This window comes from Polaribacter sp. L3A8, from assembly GCF_009796785.1.
In the GTDB taxonomy this organism is placed as follows: domain Bacteria; phylum Bacteroidota; class Bacteroidia; order Flavobacteriales; family Flavobacteriaceae; genus Polaribacter.
This window is the reverse complement of record NZ_CP047026.1, coordinates 1,177,452-1,197,500: the sequence shown is the minus strand read 5'-3', so window position 1 is coordinate 1,197,500 and position 20,049 is coordinate 1,177,452. Positions and strand designations below refer to the sequence as shown.

At 32.1% G+C, this 20,049-nt stretch carries 7 protein-coding genes and 2 rRNA genes (1 of these 9 cut by a window edge); 2 read left to right on the top strand and 7 right to left on the bottom strand.

Annotation, left to right across the window (positions count from 1 at the left end; genetic code table 11):
• Positions 1 to 1,804: ribosomal RNA gene (locus tag GQR92_RS04660) — 23S ribosomal RNA — on the top strand (it extends 1,082 nt beyond the left edge of the window).
• A gap of 188 nt (positions 1,805 to 1,992) precedes the next feature.
• Positions 1,993 to 2,102 (top strand): 5S ribosomal RNA (gene rrf, locus GQR92_RS04655).
• A 642-nt stretch (positions 2,103 to 2,744) separates the two neighbouring features.
• Here rrf and GQR92_RS04650 read toward each other — a convergent pair.
• The 7 genes from GQR92_RS04650 to GQR92_RS04620 form a co-directional block, all read right to left on the bottom strand.
• Positions 2,745 to 4,889 (bottom strand): beta-glucosidase family protein, encoded by a 2,145-nt coding sequence (locus GQR92_RS04650; protein ID WP_233270008.1) that lies wholly within the window; start codon positions 4,887 to 4,889, stop codon positions 2,745 to 2,747.
• A gap of 165 nt (positions 4,890 to 5,054) precedes the next feature.
• Positions 5,055 to 7,685, bottom strand: coding sequence for a glycoside hydrolase family 3 protein (locus GQR92_RS04645; protein WP_158838028.1), 2,631 nt, complete (start codon positions 7,683 to 7,685; stop codon positions 5,055 to 5,057).
• A 30-nt stretch (positions 7,686 to 7,715) separates the two neighbouring features.
• Positions 7,716 to 9,095, bottom strand: a complete 1,380-nt coding sequence (locus tag GQR92_RS04640; RefSeq protein ID WP_158838027.1) for an endo-1,4-beta-xylanase — start codon at positions 9,093 to 9,095, stop codon at positions 7,716 to 7,718.
• Between the two features lie 69 nt (positions 9,096 to 9,164).
• Positions 9,165 to 10,775 (bottom strand): carbohydrate binding domain-containing protein, encoded by a 1,611-nt coding sequence (locus GQR92_RS04635; RefSeq protein WP_158838026.1) that lies wholly within the window; start codon positions 10,773 to 10,775, stop codon positions 9,165 to 9,167.
• A gap of 10 nt (positions 10,776 to 10,785) precedes the next feature.
• Positions 10,786 to 12,312: a RagB/SusD family nutrient uptake outer membrane protein gene (locus GQR92_RS04630; RefSeq protein WP_158838025.1), complete on the bottom strand. Its 1,527-nt coding sequence runs from the start codon at positions 12,310 to 12,312 to the stop codon at positions 10,786 to 10,788.
• 19 nt (positions 12,313 to 12,331) lie between these two features.
• Complete coding sequence (locus tag GQR92_RS04625) at positions 12,332 to 15,415, bottom strand: SusC/RagA family TonB-linked outer membrane protein (protein WP_233270007.1); 3,084 nt, start codon at positions 15,413 to 15,415, stop codon at positions 12,332 to 12,334.
• A gap of 260 nt (positions 15,416 to 15,675) precedes the next feature.
• A complete protein-coding gene (locus tag GQR92_RS04620; protein ID WP_158838024.1) occupies positions 15,676 to 19,791 on the bottom strand; it encodes a hybrid sensor histidine kinase/response regulator transcription factor in 4,116 nt (1,371 codons plus the stop codon).
• Positions 19,792 to 20,049: the final 258 nt, after the last annotated feature.

The following is a 20,049-nucleotide window of genomic DNA, read 5'->3' as shown; positions in this document are numbered from 1 at the left end:
TAGGATGTTGGCTTGGAAGCAGCCATTCATTTAAAGAGTGCGTAACAGCTCACTAGTCGAGCGATTTTGCATGGATAATAATCGGGCATAAACATATTACCGAAGCTATGGATTAACGTTGAAAGACACGTTAGTGGTAGGGGAGCATTGTAACCTGGGTAGAAGGTGTGCTGTGAGGCATGCTGGACTGGTTACAAAAGAAAATGTAGGCATAAGTAACGATAATGGGGGCGAGAAACCCCCACACCGAAAGACTAAGGTTTCCTCAGCGATGCTAATCAGCTGAGGGTTAGTCGGGTCCTAAGGCGAATCCGAAGGGAGTAGTCGATGGATAACAGGTTAATATTCCTGTACTTCTTATAATTGCGATGGGGTGACGGAGTAATGAAAGCACCGCGAACTGACGGAATAGTTCGTTGAAACATGTAGCTATTAGTTTTGTAGGCAAATCCGCAGAACTAGGTGAAGTGTGATAGTACCAAGCGTCTTCGGACAATTGGATAGTGTGCCTAAGGGCTTCCAAGAAAAACCTCTAAGCTTCAGATTATAAGAACCCGTACCGTAAACCGACACAGGTAGTTGGGATGAGAATTCTAAGGTGCTCGAGAGATTCATGGCTAAGGAACTAGGCAAAATAGACCCGTAACTTCGGGAGAAGGGTCGCCCTGCTTTACAGCAGGGCCGCAGTGAAAAGGTCCAGGCGACTGTTTATCAAAAACACAGGGCTTTGCTAAATTGAAAGATGATGTATAAGGCCTGACACCTGCCCGGTGCTGGAAGGTTAAGTGGAGGGTTTAGCTTCGGCGAAGATCTGAAATGAAGCCCCAGTAAACGGCGGCCGTAACTATAACGGTCCTAAGGTAGCGAAATTCCTTGTCGGGTAAGTTCCGACCTGCACGAATGGTGCAACGATCTGGACACTGTCTCAGCCATGAGCTCGGTGAAATTGTAGTATCGGTGAAGATGCCGATTACCCGCAGCGGGACGAAAAGACCCCGTGAACCTTTACTATAGCTTAGTATTGGCTTTGGATAAGTAATGTGTAGGATAGGTGGGAGACATTGAAGCGGCGTCGCTAGGCGTTGTGGAGTCGTCCTTGAAATACCACCCTTTGCTTATCTAGAGTCTAACTCAGAGATGAGGACAGTGCTTGGTGGGTAGTTTGACTGGGGTGGTCGCCTCCAAAAGAGTAACGGAGGCTTCTAAAGGTACCCTCAGTACGCTTGGTAACCGTACGTAGAGTGCAATGGCATAAGGGTGCTTGACTGAGAGACATACAGGTCGATCAGGTTGGAAACAAGAGCATAGTGATCCGGTGGTTCCGCATGGAAGGGCCATCGCTCAAAGGATAAAAGGTACTCCGGGGATAACAGGCTGATCTCCCCCAAGAGCTCATATCGACGGGGGGGTTTGGCACCTCGATGTCGGCTCGTCACATCCTGGGGCTGGAGAAGGTCCCAAGGGTTGGGCTGTTCGCCCATTAAAGTGGCACGCGAGCTGGGTTCAGAACGTCGTGAGACAGTTCGGTCTCTATCTGCTGTGGGCGTTAGAAATTTGCGTGGATCTGACTCTAGTACGAGAGGACCGAGTTGGACTGACCTCTAGTGTACCTGTTGTTTCGCCAGAAGCATAGCAGGGTAGCTACGTCGGGAAGGGATAAGCGCTGAAAGCATATAAGCGCGAAACCCACCACAAGATGAGATTTCTTTAAAGGGTCGTTGGAGATTACAACGTTGATAGGTCATAGGTGTAAAGGCAGTAATGTCATAGCCAAGTGATACTAATAACCCATAGACTTATGTACGCTTCCCGCCGAAAGGCGGGAGCACAGACTCTTTATTTATTAGACGATTTAGATATTATTTTACCATATGTTAACTTATAAGCAAGCGATGCTTGCGGTTTTTAGTTGATCGTTATTAGTTGATGGGGCTGTATTGTATACAGTTTTACCAAAAACTATAAACCAACAACAATTAATAACCAAAATCTTAGGGTGGTTATAGCATTGGGGCTCACCTCTTCCCATCTCGAACAGAGAAGTTAAGCCCAATCGCGCCGATGGTACTGCATTTATGTGGGAGAGTAGGTCGCCGCCTTTCTTTAATACGGACTAATATCCGTATCTGTAAACCTCAATTCTTAACGAATTGAGGTTTTTTTATGCGATAAAATTATAGACATTATCGTAAATTAAAGAGTGTTGTTTTTTTTGTAGTTTAGATTTGGTTCTGGCTTTATTCTTTAGTTTACCAGGGTGTTTACTTGTGTTTTAAGATACTTTTATGGGAATAGTTATGCTTAAAAAGGATGCATTTAGTTTAGAGGGGATACTTCTTTATTTGTAGAAAACTTGTTTTATTAGCTTTTTTAAGTTGCTTCTGTTGTTCGTTTTTTGGATTTATATATGAAGAACTCTTCATGTTGCTTGCGTGAAGGATTGCAGTGAAAAGCCCACAGTGAGGTACGAACGAGGACTTGTAACGTAAAGCCTGACCATTTTTATGATAATGTTCTTGATCTATCTAGGGGGAGTGAAAATGGGCACGCCATAATAGTTATTTACTTTTATTCTTGAGTTGTTTTTTATGTGCTTAGTTGCAATACTTTTTTTGTTTTTAAATAAGAAGCACCGTTTTTAGATAACAAAAAACAGGTATCAGCTTAATTTGCTTGATACCTGCTTTATTTTACTCTTAATTTTTTATTGAAAAACAATTAAAAAAACAATGGTCTTTTTAATCTTATTCGACTTCAATTTTTAATTTAGAAACGATGTTATTAGATGCATTACCAACATGTATTTCATAATTTCCGTTTTCTATATTCCAATCTGATATTGATTCATCATAAAAAGCTAAATCACTACTTTTAATTGTAATTTCTATGTTTTTAGAGTTGCCTTTATTTATAAAAACTTTTTGAAATCCTTTTAACTCTTTTATAGCTCTGTTAACTTTAGATTTAGGTTTACCAACATAGATTTGAACAACTTCTGATCCATAATATTTACCTGTATTAGTTACTTGGCACGTAACTTTTATGATATCGTTTTTAGAAAAAGTTTTTTTGTTAACTTTAACTTCAGATATTTTAAAAGAACTATAAGATAAGCCTTCACCGAATGCAAATAAAGGTTTAATTTTTTTAGTATCATGCCAACGATATCCAACTAAAATTCCTTCTTTATAAATTTGATTGATACTATCTCCTGGATATGAAATTTCTCCGAAACTGTGTGCTGCATTGTCTTCTAATTTCTTTGGAAAAGAAAATGGTAGTTTTCCGGATGGGTTAACATCTCCACTAATAATATCTGCAATGGCATTTCCTGCTTCGCTACCTAAGTACCATGTTTGCATAATTGCTTTTACTTTATTATGCCAAGGCATTTCTACTGCATTACCACTTACTAAAATGACGCTTGTATTTTGGTTTACGTTTGTAATTTCATTAATTAATTCATTTTGACCGAATGGAAGTCCGTATGATTGTCTGTCTCCTCCTTCACAATCTTGATGATGACTTTTATTTAAACCTCCAAAAAAGAGTACTAGATCTGCTTTTGAGGCAACTTCTATGGCTTCTTTTTTAAGTTTTTCTGCATCTAATGTAGCAGGAAGTACTTTTGCATATACAGAAGGTCCTGACTCATAACCCATAGCATGAATTATGTTAGCATTTTTATAGCGTGCTTTTAAACCTTCTAATGGAGAAATTTCGTTTTTTGCTTTTAACTCTGAAGAACCACCACCAATTGTCATAGATCTGGTTGCGTTTTCACCAATTACAGCAATAGTTATTTTTTTAGTATCATTAATAGGGAAAAATGAATTTTCATTTTTTAACAATACAATTCCCTCTGTTGCAATTTCTCTAGCTACATCTAAATGTTCTTGATTGTTTGCTTTACCAAATTGACGATTTTTATTCATGGTTGTTCTGTACATTAAACGTAAAATTCTACGTACTTTATCGTTTAAATAAGATTCTTCTATTTCTCCTTTTTTTAATAATTCTAAAAAAGGATTGGCTAAATAGTAGTAATCATAGGCGTTTTTTGTACTTATGGTTAATCCATCTGTACCTGTACCCATTTCTATGTCTAAACCATATAAAGCAGCTTCTTTTGTATTGTGTGTTGCTCCCCAATCTGTAATTAATGCGCCATCAAATTTCCAATCTTCTTTTAATATTTTGTTTAATTTTTCATTATGGCTGCAATATTGCCCTTTGTATTGATTGTATGCACTCATTAAAGACCAAACTTTACCTTCTTGTACTGCGGCTTTAAAGGCAGGTAAATATATTTCATGTAACGCTCGGTCACTTACTTCTACGTTAATATGATCTCGCCAGTGCTCTTGGTTGTTTAATACATAATGTTTTATACAAGCTGCAACTCCGTTACTTTGTACTCCTTGTATATATGGTACCACCATTTTAGAACTTAAATATGGGTCTTCTCCCATATATTCGAAATTTCTACCATTAAGAGGTGTTCTATAAATATTTACACCAGGCCCTAAGAGTACATCTTTTTTTCTATATCTAGCTTCTTCACCAACATTAACTCCGTATTTTTTAGAAAGTTTAGGGTTAAATGTGGCTGCTAAACAGGTTAAAGCAGGAAAAGCAGTGATAGAATCATTGGTCCAACCGGCATATCCCCAATCGTCCCAATTTATTTCACCCCTAACTCCATGAGGTCCATCAGACATCCATATTTCTGGGATTCCTAGCCGCGGAACACCTGGTGTACTAAACTTGGATTGCGCATGACACATGGCTACTTTTTCTTCTAAAGTTAATTGTAGCAAAATTTTGTTGATACTTTTTTCAATTGATTCGTCTAAATTATTTTGAGCAGTTACTTGTTGAGAATTCATTTTTGCACTCATAACAAATAGGTAACCCATCATTAGAAATGATAAGTACCGGTTAAAATTATTTTTTTGTTTTGTCATTTTATAGATGATTTATAGACGTTATTTTGATTAAAAGCACCTTTTTATTTCTAAAAAGATGCTTAATAAAAGTCCCCCAACCTTTATTTAATTTTGTATGATATAAGTTTTTCCTGTTAAATTTATATTTTTAGCAATGATATTTTTTTGATTTTCTCTTTTTACAGTATTTTGAGCACCACCAACAGAAATTTTAATATTTTCTGATTTCACTTCCATTTTATGGCTAGTTAAATTTACAGAAGCTATTTGTTTTGGTGTAATTTTAAAAGAAACACTTTTTGTTTCTCCTGCTTTTAGATGGATTCTCTCAAAACCAAGTAATGTATTGATTGGATTAAAACCATCATCATCTCTAGTTAGATATAATTGAACCACTTCATCACCAGCTAAATTACTTGTGTTTTTTACATCAACGGTTACATTAATTTCTTCGGATGTTTTACTTTCTGACACCACTTTTAGATTAGTGTATTCAAAAGTAGAATAGCTTAAACCAAAACCAAAGTCATATAGTGGGTCTCCTTTAAAATAACGATATGTTTTTCCTTTCATATTGTAATCATCAAAGGCCGGTATATCGTTAATATCTTTATAAAAGGTTAATGGCAATCTACCAGCAGGGTTGTAGTCTCCAAATAATACATCCGCTATAGCGGTACCACCAGATTGCCCTGGATACCATGCTTCTACAATTGCAGGAATGTTTTCTTGTTCCCAATTTATTGCCACTGCACTACCGTTTAATAAAACTAATACCATTGGTTTGCCTAATGTTTTTAGTTTTTTCATTAAATCTGTTTGTGCTTTTGGTAATTTAATATCTAATCTATCTCCTCCTTTAAAACCATCTACTTTTACTTTCATTTCTTCTCCTTCTAATAAAGGACTTAATCCCATACATAAGATAATAACGTCAGATTCTTTGGCTAATTGAATTGCTTCTTTTTCTAAATTATTATTAGGAGCTTCCCAAAGCAATTGCATCATAGCGTGCTCTGTATTTATTTGTACATACTCTAATTTAATTTCATAAGGAATACCTGCTTTTAAATCTACATATTCGTACTCTTTCTTTGGGTGATGTACATCTTGTCTTGCAACTAATAATTTGTTATTGATATATAATTTCATTCCAGAAAATGCTTCGCCACCAATAGCGTAACTACCTGTTTTATCTACCGATAAGTAACCAGACCAACGTACAGAAAATTCATCTGCATTCATATCTTTAAAAGGCGCTTTGGTTCCCCAAACAAAATCAACATTTTTATCGATTACTTTATGAATAGGTTCTCCCGATAAATCTGTACTATTAAAGTATTCTGCATTTAAACCATTAGCATTCATTTCTTTTGATGTAAATAGAACTGATGATGGTACAATGTTAAAAATAGGTAGGCCTTTAGCCAAAGGAGTTCCAACGGCATAATTTACTGCTGCATTTGGTAATTTATTTTGAATACCTTTTAACGGAGTAATTGCGTTTGATGGAAACCCATTGTAATTACCTAACAAAGTTTCTAAATCATTTGCATTAGGACCAATAACTGCAATTTTTTTAATGTCTTTGCTTAAAGGAAGTATGTTTTTTTCATTCTTTAATAAAACAATAGATTTACGAGCCGTTTGTAGTGCTAATAATTTGTGTTTTTCAGAATCTACAATATCGTACGGAATTTTTTCGTATTTAACAGCTCCTTTTGGTGCAAATAAACCTAATTTCATTCTTGCTTTTATCAATCTTTCAACCGATACTTCTAGTTCTTTTTCTGTTATATACCCGTTTTTTACAGCTTCTACTAATGATGGGTATGAATCGCCACAGTTTAAATCGGTACCTGCCTGAACAGCCATTGCAGATGCTTCTTGTTTATTTTTACTTATTTCGTGTGCACCTTCATTGTAAAAATCTTTAATAGCCCAACAATCGGAAACGATATAACCTTTAAAGCCCCATTCTTTTCTTAATAAATCACTTAATTCTGAATTACCACAACAAGGTAATCCGTTGTAACTATTATAGGCGCACATTACAGAGTATACGTTTGCTTCTTTAATTACTTTTTCAAACTGAGGGCTATATGTGTTTAACATATCAAATACAGTTGGTTCTGCATTAAAGCTATGTCTGCTAGCTTCTGGTCCGCTGTGTACAGCAAAATGTTTTGCAGTGGCAATTAATTTTAAGTATTTAGGGTCATCTCCTTGTAAACCTTTAATAAATTGCACGCCTAATTCTCCTGTTAAATAAGGATCTTCACCATAAGTTTCCATTCCTCGTCCCCAACGAGGGTCTCTAAAAATGTTAATATTTGGTGTCCAAAAAGTTAAGCCCTGATAAATTCTTCTTTTACCACTAGCGGCAAATGCTTGATGTTTAGCTCTAGCTTCATCTGAAATAGCATCGGCAATATTAAACATTTGTTTTCTATCCCACATAGACGCCATACCTATTGCTTGTGGAAATACGGTACTTACACCAGCTCTGGCAACTCCATGTAAACATTCATTCCACCAATTATAGGCCGGAATTTCTAGTCGATCAATAGCAGGAGACTCATACCCCATAAGAGATACTTTCTCATCTAAAGTCATTAAAGAAACTAAATTTTTTGCTCTTTCATCGAATGATGCGGTATCATTTTTATAAAGAGGTATTTTATCTGTACAGGAAACGATAAGCGCTATAATTAGTATTTTTATTACTACCTTCATTTTTTATTTGTGTATTTGCTGTTTTATTTATTATTCTAAACCTTGTAAAAATCCGGTATGTGCTTTTTTAATTTCGAAGTTTGAATCATATAATAAAGGCCATTCATTGGTGTTATTATATTGATTTATAACCCAAGAATCGTCATCTTTCATACCCCAAACTGTAATGGCATATTTGTTTTCTAAAGGAATAGCATTGTAAACAGATACCACTTCTTTAATTTTATTTTTTTGAGCTACGGCTCTTTCAGTTGTAAAAGTTGTAATATCTTTATTTGGATTTACGCGCACATCTAGTTCAGAAAAATGAAGTTTTAAATCTCTTTCTACTGCTTTATCAACTGCAGTTTTAATTTCATCAACCGAAGGGCTATTGTATTTAATGTGCATTTGAAAACCTACACCATCTATTGGAGTGTTATTTGCTTGTAAATCATCTATTAAATTAAATATTGCAGTTTGTTTTGTTTTATTTGTTGTTACTGCGTAATCATTATAAAATAATAAAACATCTGGATCAGCTTCACGAGCAAATTGGAAACATTTAGCTACAAAATTGTCACCCATTTTTTGTCTATAAATAGAGTTTCTTAAGGCACCATTAGAATCATTAATAGCTTCGTTTACAACATCCCAAGAAGCAACTTTACCTTTATATCTTGTTAATACAGCTGTAATATAGTTTTTTACTTCTTGTTCAAACTCGGCATCTGTACCTGTATAATTTGCCAACCAATCTGGTGCAGACTCATGCCAAACTAATGCATGACCGTGAACATTAATTCCGTTTGCTATGGCATAATCTACTATGGCATCTGCTTTAGACCAATCATAATTTCCTTTAGTTGGTTCTATAATATTCATTTTCATTTCATATTCTGCAGAAATACTTGAAAATTCATTTTTTAGAATTTCATCGTATTTAGAACCATTTGTAAGTTGTTCTGCTTTAACAGCCATACCTACCATAAAAGTAGTTGAAGCTTCTTTTAAATATGTAGTTGGTTCTGGATCATTTCCTTCTAAAGTAGTTACTTGAATAACTGCAGAGTTTTTAGAAGTTTCGCTACTATTAATAGCTCTAACTCTATAAAAATAGTTAGTAGCTTCTTTTAAACCAATTACTTGTTCGTTTAAAGTTGATACAGGTTTTGCTTGGTATCCTGTTACATAGCTTTCAAATGTATTGTTTGTTGCAACATCTAATTCGTAATTATCTGCATCGTAAACACGGGGCCAACTTATTTTAAAACTATTAGAATTTACATCTGTTGCGTTATTGATAATAGGACTTCCTAAAGCTATTGCTTTGGCAATATTACTATCATCGCCAGCATCTGCACAACTAGTTAGCGAAAAAAAACTACCTATAATGAGAATATAGATTGCATATTTAAATTTAATTTTCATTTTATTATCTTTTAAAGAGTTGCCCCAAAAAAGGGCAACTCGAGTTTAACTCAGTTACTTTTTAATGAATTATATTTTTTCTTTAAGTTCTATATCATCTATATAAAATGTACCTTTAGATACACCCATATCTAACACTAATCTTGTAGAAGCATCATTTGCTACAAAGTCCCAAGTTACCTGTTGCCATTCTGTAGTGGTGGTATAATCTACACCATATAAAGCGCCAGCATCTGCATTTGTAGAAAAACGAAGTGTTACAGTTTCTCCTTTAATCCACATTGATGCAGTATATTCTTTACCTACCTCTGTAGTTACAGCATCACTTACAAATTGAGCGTCCCAAGAATTTCCGGCAGCAGGATTTACAACTTTTAAAGCTCTTGCACCACCATGAATTTCAGTTGTTTCTGCTGTCATTCTATCTGCACCATTCCACATTCCCCAGTTTTCAAAGTTATCTGCATCGCCTAATTCTAAATCTCCATTTAAAAGAATGTTTTTAGGTCCTGTAGGAGGCAGCGTAGAAGGTTGAACTGTTTCAAAAACTTGCCATTTGATATTATCAAATTGTACGGTAGATGGATTAGGTGTACCAGAATTTTGACCAATACCTACCTTAACTTGGTTAATTGCAGCAGGGTTTGCGTCTCCATCACTTTGATTGCTTGGATCGTAATTTTTACCAAAATCCGCTACTATAGCCTCTACAGTTTGCCAACCATCTGCAGCAATTGTGTAATTTATTGCCCAGTTTACACCATCAGTATCTACTATAAATATTTCTATAACAGTTCCAATAGCTCCGTTAGCGTTAACTTGCATTAAAAATTTTACTTTTTCTGGGTTTGTTTCATTTAGCATTAATGCGCCTGCATCAGATTGGGAACCGTTGTAACCGTTAGCCGTTGCACCTACCCAAGTTAGTTCTGCATAATTGCCAGAAATACCACCTGCATTTTTATACTCTAAAGTGTTATAATCTCCATAAGCGATCCAATTATTATTAGGTCTTAAACCACCTCCATCAAAATCTACAATTATTAATTCTTCGAAACCTAAGTATATGTCTAATTGTTTTACAACACTACCACCTTTGGTAATAATTTCTAATTGACCACCTTGTGTTAAGTTTGCAGGTATTGTAAAAGATAATTGGGTAGAAGAAATTGTTTCAAAATTCATTGATTCTCCTTGATAGATAACATCTAATACATTGTTAAACCATTTACCATTTACGGTAACTGGTGTACCTACTGTAGGTCTTTCTGGATTAAATTTATTGATAGTGGGAACAGGTTGTAATATTTCAAAATCTGTTTGAAATGATGTTCCGTTTTCTTTTGTAAACGTAATTTTTTGTACTCCAAATCTACTTCCTTTGTCTTCATCAAAAGGAATAGAAAAAGAAATTGCTAAATTAGAATTAAAGACTGGGTTAAATAAAACATCCACTTTACCATCAAAAGTAATGGTTTTAACATCTTGCAAGTCTACACCTTCTGCCATAACAACATCATCAGGAAAACCTTGGTTTTTATCTAGATCTGTGTTAGAAGTGTAAATTGCGTCTATATTAGGTTGTAATTGCTCGTCGTCTTCATCACACGAAGTAAAAAGGCTTGTACTTGCTACAAAAAGAAACAAATACTTTATATATTTTAATTTTATTGTATTCATAATTTTTTATTTAATTGTTAAAATCAAAAGCTACGGGTTCTTCTAATAAAAGTGGATTTTTAGCTGTTTCTGCACTTGGTATTGGTAATAAAAAATCGGCTTGAGAAGGGGTTACTTTTTTAGAAGCAATAGTGTTTATGTTTCTGTCTTGATATACTCCTCTTTCTTGATTAGAAAGAATTTCGATAGCTTCTGTTCTGTCTCTTCTTACCAAATCGAACCAATAATCTCCCTCTACAACAAACTCTATTCTTCTTTCATTAAAAATATCAGATGAAGTTATTTCTGTTTTAGCATCTAAACCAGCTCTTTTTCTAACCGCATTAAAAGCATCTAATGCTTCTTGATCTGTGGTAGAAGTACTTGTACCTAATATACTTTCTGCATGTATAAGTAGAATGTCTGCGTAACGTAAAATATTGGTGTTAACTTCTGTAGACATAAAGCAAACATTACCTTCATCTGGCGATCCTACTACGTATTTTCTAAAACCGGCAAGTGTACTTGTCATACCATCATCTGGTACTGTATAACCGCCTTCTGCGGTAACCAATTCTGGATAAAAGCTTCCTGGTTCCATAATGGTTCTATAACGTCTTAGATCTCCATTTTCATAAGCATTCATTAAATCTATACTTGGTTGAAATGTAGCCCAACCATCACCAACTTGAGTTAATTTTGGAGAAGCTGCTAAATAAGCTTGATTTGCATTTTGGAATCCCCAATCTCCACAAGCTACCCATTGTAAAGCAAAAATAGATTCTGCATTATTGTTAAAAACTGGGTTAAATAAATCTTGATAATTTGGTAGTAAATTATACAAACCACTGTTTATAACTTTGGTAGAGTAATTATTAGCTTTGGCATAGTCTCCCATAGTAATATATACTTTAGCTAACATACCATCACAGGCAGATTTTGTTACACGACCTGCATTATTAGCATCCCAAGTTGTAGGTAATAGGCTATTTGCTTTTTCATAATCTTTAATTAAAAAGGTATAGATATCTTCTGTTTTGTTTTTGTAGATAGGCTCTTTTGAATTAATTTGATCTACAGAATAAATAATAGGCACAGGCCCCCAGATTCTTGCCAAATAGAAATAGGCAGTTGCTCTCATAAAATACGCTTCTCCCATTACCTTATTGATAACTTCTTGAGAGACGTTACTGCCAACTTTTGTTTCTAAATTATGTATTAACACATTTGCATTTGCAATTACGTTGTATAAAGAATCCCAACCTTCATTAGAAAATTGATTAGATCCGTTTACGGTAAAATTTTCAAATTGTGCTAAATCAGAGTAGCTACCAATTGCATTTCCTGCATATAAGTCTCCTATTGTAATTAAAAATTTTTCGTTAAAGTAAAACCAAGGATAACCGTATAAAGGGCTTCCAGAGCTTAAAACTTGCTGATCTGTATTAAAAAAATTATCAACAGTTATTGCGTCTTCAGGTGATTGCTCTACAAAATCTTGTGAACAAGATATTGCAAACAATAAGGTGAATAATAGTATTATTTTATTTAGTTTCATAATATGATGTTTTATTCAATTAAAATTCAACTTTTACTCCAAGCATGTATGTTCTAGGAATAGGATACCTACCATTGTCTATACCCATCATCATAGAATTTTGGTTATATGCACCAATTTCTGGATCGTACCCAGAGTAGTTTGTAAAAGTGTATAAATTTTGAATGGTTGTATAAAGTCTTACTTTACTTATTAAGTTTTGATTAGTTAGTAAATTAGAAGGTATTGTGTACCCTAATGTTAGGTTTTGAATTCTTAAATAAGAACCATCTTCAATAAATCTATCAGAAACGCCTGCATTTCCGTTAGGATCTCCAAACACAAATCTAGGTGTGGTGGTATTTGTATTTACACCTTCTATAAATCTGTTTTTTATAACTTTAGATTGATTTCCGTTTAACTCTAGCATTCCTTCAGTTAATTTACGAGTCCAGTTATAAACATCGTTTCCGTAAGAACCATTCATAGAAATACTTAAATCCCAATTTTTATAGTTTAAATTATTAGAAATACTAAATGTAAAATCTGGATGAGGATTTCCGATAAAGGTTTTATCAGCATCATCAATTTTACCATCTTCATTTATATCTTTCCATTTAATATCACCTAACCAAATACCTGTGTCTTTATTAATATCTCCTTGAGATGGACTTGCGTATAATTCTTCTTCTGTTTGAAATAATCCGTCAGAAACATAACCATAATAAAGACCTACTGGTTGACCAACAGCTGTTTTGGTTATTGTGTTGTTAAATTCTATAGTTTGAAATATTGCTGAATTATCATTAGATAATGAAACTAATTTGTTTTTGTATTTAGAGAATACAAAAGAAGAAGTCCAATTAAAGTTTTCTTTAGCAATGTTTCTAGTAGTTAATTTAATATCGATTCCTTTGTTTTCCATTTCACCTAAATTAACAAATGGAGGTTGTAGGCCTAAATAGCTAGCAACATTATAAGCACCTAAATAACTAGGTAAAGGCTCTTGAAATAAGAAATCTGCAGATGTTTTTTTGTATAAATCAACATCTAAAGAAATACGGTTGTCTATAAAACCTAGTTCTAAACCAAGGTTTGTAGATTTTGTAGACTCCCATTTTACATCTGGGTTTGCAATATTTAATTGGGTAAAACCGGTACCATAAGCTGTATTAACATTTCTTAATGCAGCACCATATTTATAACCTCCAATATTTTGGTTTCCTACCTCACCATAACCAATTCTAATTTTAGCTAAACTGATGATGTCATTTGTAGTTTCCATAAATTTCTCTTTACTTAACACCCAAGCGGCAGAGAAAGAAGGGAAGTAGCCCCATTTATTATTGCTACCAAAGTTAGATGAAGCATCGGCACGCATTGTAGCTGTTAGTAAATATTTACCATCAAAAGCATAATTTAAACGTCCAAAATAAGACATTAAACTCCAGGTACCTTTAGAGTTATCATTTCTAGCAGTTTCTGCATCTCCTAAATTAATAGTAGTAACATCATTTGTTAAAAAGTTTCTTCTGCTTAAACTAACATTTTCCCATTTAGATTCTTGTGCTTCTTGCCCAATCATTGCATTAATAGAATGCAGTCCTAAACTTTTATTGTAGTTTAAATAATTTTTAAAGATCCAATAAAAACTATCTGAATTAGATTTAGCAGAAGTAGCAACCGTATTAATTTCGGTTCCCATTTCGTAAGTAGGATTAAATACAGCTACTTTACTTGTATTATAATCGTAACCTAATTCTGTTCTAAAGGTTAAATCTTTTTTTAAAGTAAGTTCTCCAAACAAATTACCATTAATTTTAAAACGGTCTAATTGATTGTTTCTAATTTCTGACCATGCAACAGGATTTCTACCATTACCAACACCAGAAACATCTGTAGGACCACCCCAATTTCCATCGGAATATTTAACAGGTATTACAGGCGATTGCCTAACAGCACTACTAATTACACCACTTTCATCATCATTAAAAGTAATATGTTCTCTAGATTTACTAAACGTAAGGTTGTTACCAACTTTAAACCAGTCATTTACTTTATGGTCTACATTTAAACGCATAGAAACTCTATTAAAATCAGAATTTATAACAATACCATCTTGCTCAAAGTAGTTGATAGATGTATAAAATTTTGTTTTTTCATTACCACCATTAACAGATATTTGATGATTCATAATTGGTGCAGATCTAAAAATTTCTTTTTGCCAATTTGTACCACTCCCTAATAAAGCAGGGTTTTGCAATTCTAAAGGAACAGACTGTCCACGAACCGCTGCAATTTCTTTATAGAACTCAGCATATTCTTGTAGATTCATTAAATCTAAATAAGTAGGAGTACTTTGAAAACCAATATAAGACTCATAACTTATGGTTGATTTACCATCTTTACCTTTTTTTGTTGTAATTAAAACAACACCATTAGATGCTCTAGAACCGTAAATTGCAGTTGCAGAAGCGTCTTTTAAAACTTGCATAGATTCTATATCTGAAGGATTTATGTTTGATAATGCACTTACTTTAGTTTGCCCATTACCACCTCCTAAAGAAGAGAAAGAAAAAGAATCATTATTAGAGTCTGCTTCTACAGGTACGCCATCTATTACGTATAAAGGTTCATTATTACCTGTTAAAGAGGTTATACCACGTACCCTAACAGAAACACCTCCACCTGGAGCACCAGAATTTTGCATTACTGTTACCCCGGCAACTTTACCTTGCAGGGCTTGATCTGCTCCTGTAAAAGGTTGATCTTTAAATGCGTCTGATTTTACGGTTGAAATAGCACCTGTTAAATCACTTTTCCTTACAGAACCATAACCAATAATTACTATTTCATTTAAAGCTTCTGCATCTTCTGTTAAACTAAAGTTTAGTATTGTTTTACCATTTACATTTACTTCTTGAGTTTTATAACCTATGTAAGTAACGATTAACGTTGCTGTAGAAGAAACATTTTTTAATGTATAATTTCCGTCAAAATCCGTTATTGCTCCGTTATTGCTTCCTTTTACTAAAATACTAGCACCAGGTAAGGGTTCTCCTTTAGTACCAACTTTACCTGTTACAGTTTGACCAAAGATTACGCTTCCAGATAATAATATCATCAGAAAAAATAATTTTTTCACCATTTTTTTGTTCATAATTAATTTTTTACTTTTCATTAAATAAACTTTTTTTGAATATAGAATGGCGATTTTACTAAATCGTTTTCTTTAAATTCAGATTAAAGATATATTTATTAAAAAGTAAATTTTAACATTTTTGATGCATTCAATGGTACTATTGTCTCTTTTTATTTAACGTACTGTTAGTTAGTGTCTTATATTCGTTTGTTGTTGCTGTTATATCCCTAAATAGTATAATTCTAAACTTCAGTTGGTAATTTTTCAAATCGTTTTTTAAAACATTTGGTAAAATAAGAAGGAGAAGAAAAGCCAACTTTAAAGGTAATTTCACTAATTGAAAATTGTTTAGACTCTAGTAATTGTTTTGCTTTTTCTAAGCGTACATTTCTAATAAATTCATTTACAGATGTACCTGTAAGTGTTTTTAATTTTCTATAGAGTTGACTTCTACTTAAAAACATTTGTTTTGCAAGTAATTCTGCACTTAAATCTGCATCGTCTATATGGTTTTCTATGTATTTTAATAGTTTTTGTATAAACTTATTGTCTAAAGATGTTGTTTTTTCTTGTGTCTTATTAGATACACCTGTATAAAACTTATTAAACATTATTTGTCTACTAGATAGTAACTGACATAAAGTAGATTTTAAGATTTCCATATTAAATGGTTTGCTAATATATGCATCTGCACCAGAATCTATTCCTTTTATTTTGTCTTCGATCATAGACTTTGCAGTAAGCATTAGTAACGGAATATGACTTGTTTTTATGTTTGTTTTAACGGCTTTACATAAAGCAATTCCATCCATTTCTGGCATTACAAGGTCTGTTAAAATTATATCTGGTAATTTAGAAATTGCTTTTTCTAAACCTATTTTACCATTTGAAGCTGTTATTATTTTATAAAAAGGACTCAATGATGATTTTAAATAGTTAGATAATTCAATATTATCTTCAACAATTAAAATTGTATAAGATTTATTATCAGATTCTTGTGTTTTTACAATTTCATTTTCTGGGATAATATTGTTTTGATTATCATTAATGTTTTCAGTGAGTTCCTCATTTTTTACTTCTTCTGTATCTTCTAAATGTTCTGTTATTAAGGGCAGAGTAACTTTAAACTGTGTGCCTTCATTAACTTTACTACTTACGTCTATTTTTCCTTTATGTATTTCAATAAAATCTTTAACTACCTCTAAACCAATACCAGTACTACCGTAGTAACCTTTATTTAATTTATTTAGTTGATAAAAGCGTTCAAATATTTTTGTGAGTTCTTTTTTATTTAATCCTGCTCCTGTGTCTTGCACTACAATTTCAAAGGCTTCTACTTTTTTAATTTCATTAAATAGTTCTAAGTAAACAAGTTTTTTTGTTTTTTGAGCGGAAATAATAATTTTTCCTTTATTAGGAGTTACTTTAAAAGCATTAGATATAATATTAAACAAAACTTTTTCTATCATTTCTTTATCTATGTATGATGAAAAAAGATCTTCGTTAGAAGTAAACACTAAATCTATTTTTCTATGAGAAGCTTCTTGCTTAAAATGGCTAACTAAATCTTTAACAAAACTTACTATTTCTATATTTTTAGATTGTAAACTAATTTTATTAAATTTTAGTTTTCTAAAATCCATCAGTTCATTAATTAATCTATTTAATCTATCTGCATTTTTTTGAACAATATGTAGTTTTTCTTTTGCTGGACTAGGTAAATTAAGATTTTTATCTTTTATTAGATCTTGTAAAGGATTTAATATTAGGGTTAATGGTGTTCTAAATTCATGAGAAATATTTGTAAAAAATTGCAATTTCTTATCGTTTAACTTTTCTTCTTGAATTCTTTTATCTCGTTCAAATTCAACGGCTTGTTTTTCTTTAAAACGCTCTTGTAGCAGCCAGTTTGTTAAAAACATCAAAGCTAAAAATACTAAAAAGTATAAAAAATAAGCAAAGTTACTAGCGTACCAAGGTGGTAATATTTTAATATAAAGTTTTAGAGGTGTTTTGTTCCACACACCATCATTATTGGCCGCTTTTACGTTAAAAGTATAGTTGCCGGGAGATAAATTAGTATAGGTAGCATTTTTAGCATTACCTACAAAATTCCATTCAGGATCTACGCCTTCCATAAAATAGGCATATTTATTTTTTTCTGGTCGTGTATAATTTAAACCTATATAATCTATGGTAAATACAGATTGACTACTATTTAATACTATTTTTTTTGTGTAGGTGATAGATTTTGATAGGGGAGAGTTTTGATCACTTGGTTTAACCGATTTATTAAATAATTTAAAATCAGTAAAAAATAATTTAGGTTCTGTTGTATTCTTTTTTAATTTATCTGGATTAAAATAATTTACTCCCAAATAATTACCAAAGTAGAGTTTACCTTGGCTATTTTTAAAGACTGCATTATAATTAAAATCATTTGCTAACAAACCGTCATCTTTAGTAATATTAAAGGCGGTATTGTTTTTTCTGTCTAATTTTGTAATTCCGCCAGTACCCGCAACCCAAATATTATTATTATTACTTTCTATGATAGAGCTTACGTATAGTTCGTTAAAACCGTCTATTTTATTATACCAAATAAATTTTTTTGTGGTTTTATTGTAACTAAATAAGCCTCCGCCATCGGTTCCTATCCAGATAAGTTTGTCATTAGATTGATAAATAGATAGAATTCTGTGTGTACTTGTATGGTTTCTAAGCTTAACAGACATTTTATCTCGTAAAGAAATTACTTGAAATTTGTTATCTTTAAGTTGTTTAACTTGAAATAATCCGTTTAGGGTTCCAAGCCATACATCATCATCTTTGTCTACAAAAACTCTACGTATATCTTCATCATTTAAATTCCAATCTAAAAAAGGTTGGGTATTACAGTGTGTAATTGTATTGGTTTTTGGATCTAAATAATGCAGCCCTTTTAAAAAAGTACCAATCCAAATTTTACCTTTAGAATCTTCTTGTATACTTAAAACTCTATCTGATTTTAGATTACTATTTTGGGTAGAATAATTTATGTTTTGTTTGGTTTTTATATTAATCTTGGTTAAACCACTGGTCCAAGCACCTAACCACACTTGGTCTTTTTTATCTATATGAATGGCGGTAACATCATTGCTTAAAATTTTGCCATACTTAGAGGGCTCTTTGTTGTTTATATGAATAAATTTTCCATTCTCTTTGTTAAAAACATCAATACCACCGCCATCTGTGGTAATCCACAGTCTATGTTGTTTATCTTCTTTAATACCTGTAACAGAACTAGATTGTAAAGAATTTGTATTGTTATTTAAACACTCTATTGTATTAAATTTAGTATATAATTTATCGATTACAGAAACACCTTGATTATAAAAACCTAACCAAATTCTTTGTTCTTTATCAACTAACAACGACCAAACTGAATTTGATTTTAAACTAGTATCATCAAATTTATTATGGAGGTATTGTTTAAGAATTTTACCATTTTTATTTACTATAATTAAACCTTCGTTTTCTGTTCCACAAATTATTGTGTTTTCGAATTCTGTGATTGATAATATTCGTTTATCTGTAATATTGTATATAGAAACTGTTTTTTGAGGTTTTTTTAAATCTATTTTTAATAGGCCATTTTTTTGAGTTCCAATCCACAAGTTATCATTACTATCAATAAATTGAGATTCTATTAGTTGATTGCTAATTAGTTGTTTTATTGTTGTTTTATTTTCTTTAGGTAAAAAATTAAATTGATAAAGACCTTCTGAAGTACCTATAAAAAAATCTTTTTCTTGGTATTTAATTATTGAATTCACTAAAAAACCATTATGGTGTGGTTTTGTAAAAGGGATTTTTTTTGATTTATAGGTAAATTTATTAAAGAGAAATAAACCATGCCCATAAGTACCAAGAATAAGTTCTTCTGCATTTACCTCTGCAACAGATTTAATTTGAATAGTGTAGTTTTCTGATGCAGGAAAAGCACTGTTTAAGTCTATTCTTTTAAAAGAATCAAATTCTTTATTGTATAAATTAAGACCTTCATCTGTAGTTATCCATAAATTATCATTACTATCTTCAAAAATAGCGTTGATAAATCCACTATTTATGGAATTATAATTATCCCAATGGTATTCATACCATTTATAAGAAATACCGTCATAACGATATAAACCAGCTCCGTTAGTACCAAACCATAAAAAACCTTCTTTATCTTGCTTTATTGTTGTTACAGCTCGTTTAGTAATGCCTTCTTTTATTTCTACAAATTTAAAATTAGAAATTTGTTGAGAAAAACAATAATTAAAAGAGCAAATAATAAAAATTAAAAACTTTGTTAATTTTAAATATTTAAGCATTTTAATTAATTGGTATTAGGTTGGTTAAGTTTAAATAGTAAAAATATTAAAATATTAAAATATTAAAATATAGCTAAAACAATTTACCCAAAAAGTATCACTATAATCTCATTTAAATTATTTAAAGCATTAATTTACAAAAGGTTTACAAAACTTTAGATAAAAGGTTAAGTTATACTTTATTCTCTAAGATAAGTTAAAATAGTTACTATTTTAATAAATATTAGTCTAATATTTGTTTGATGAATAGGAGTAAAG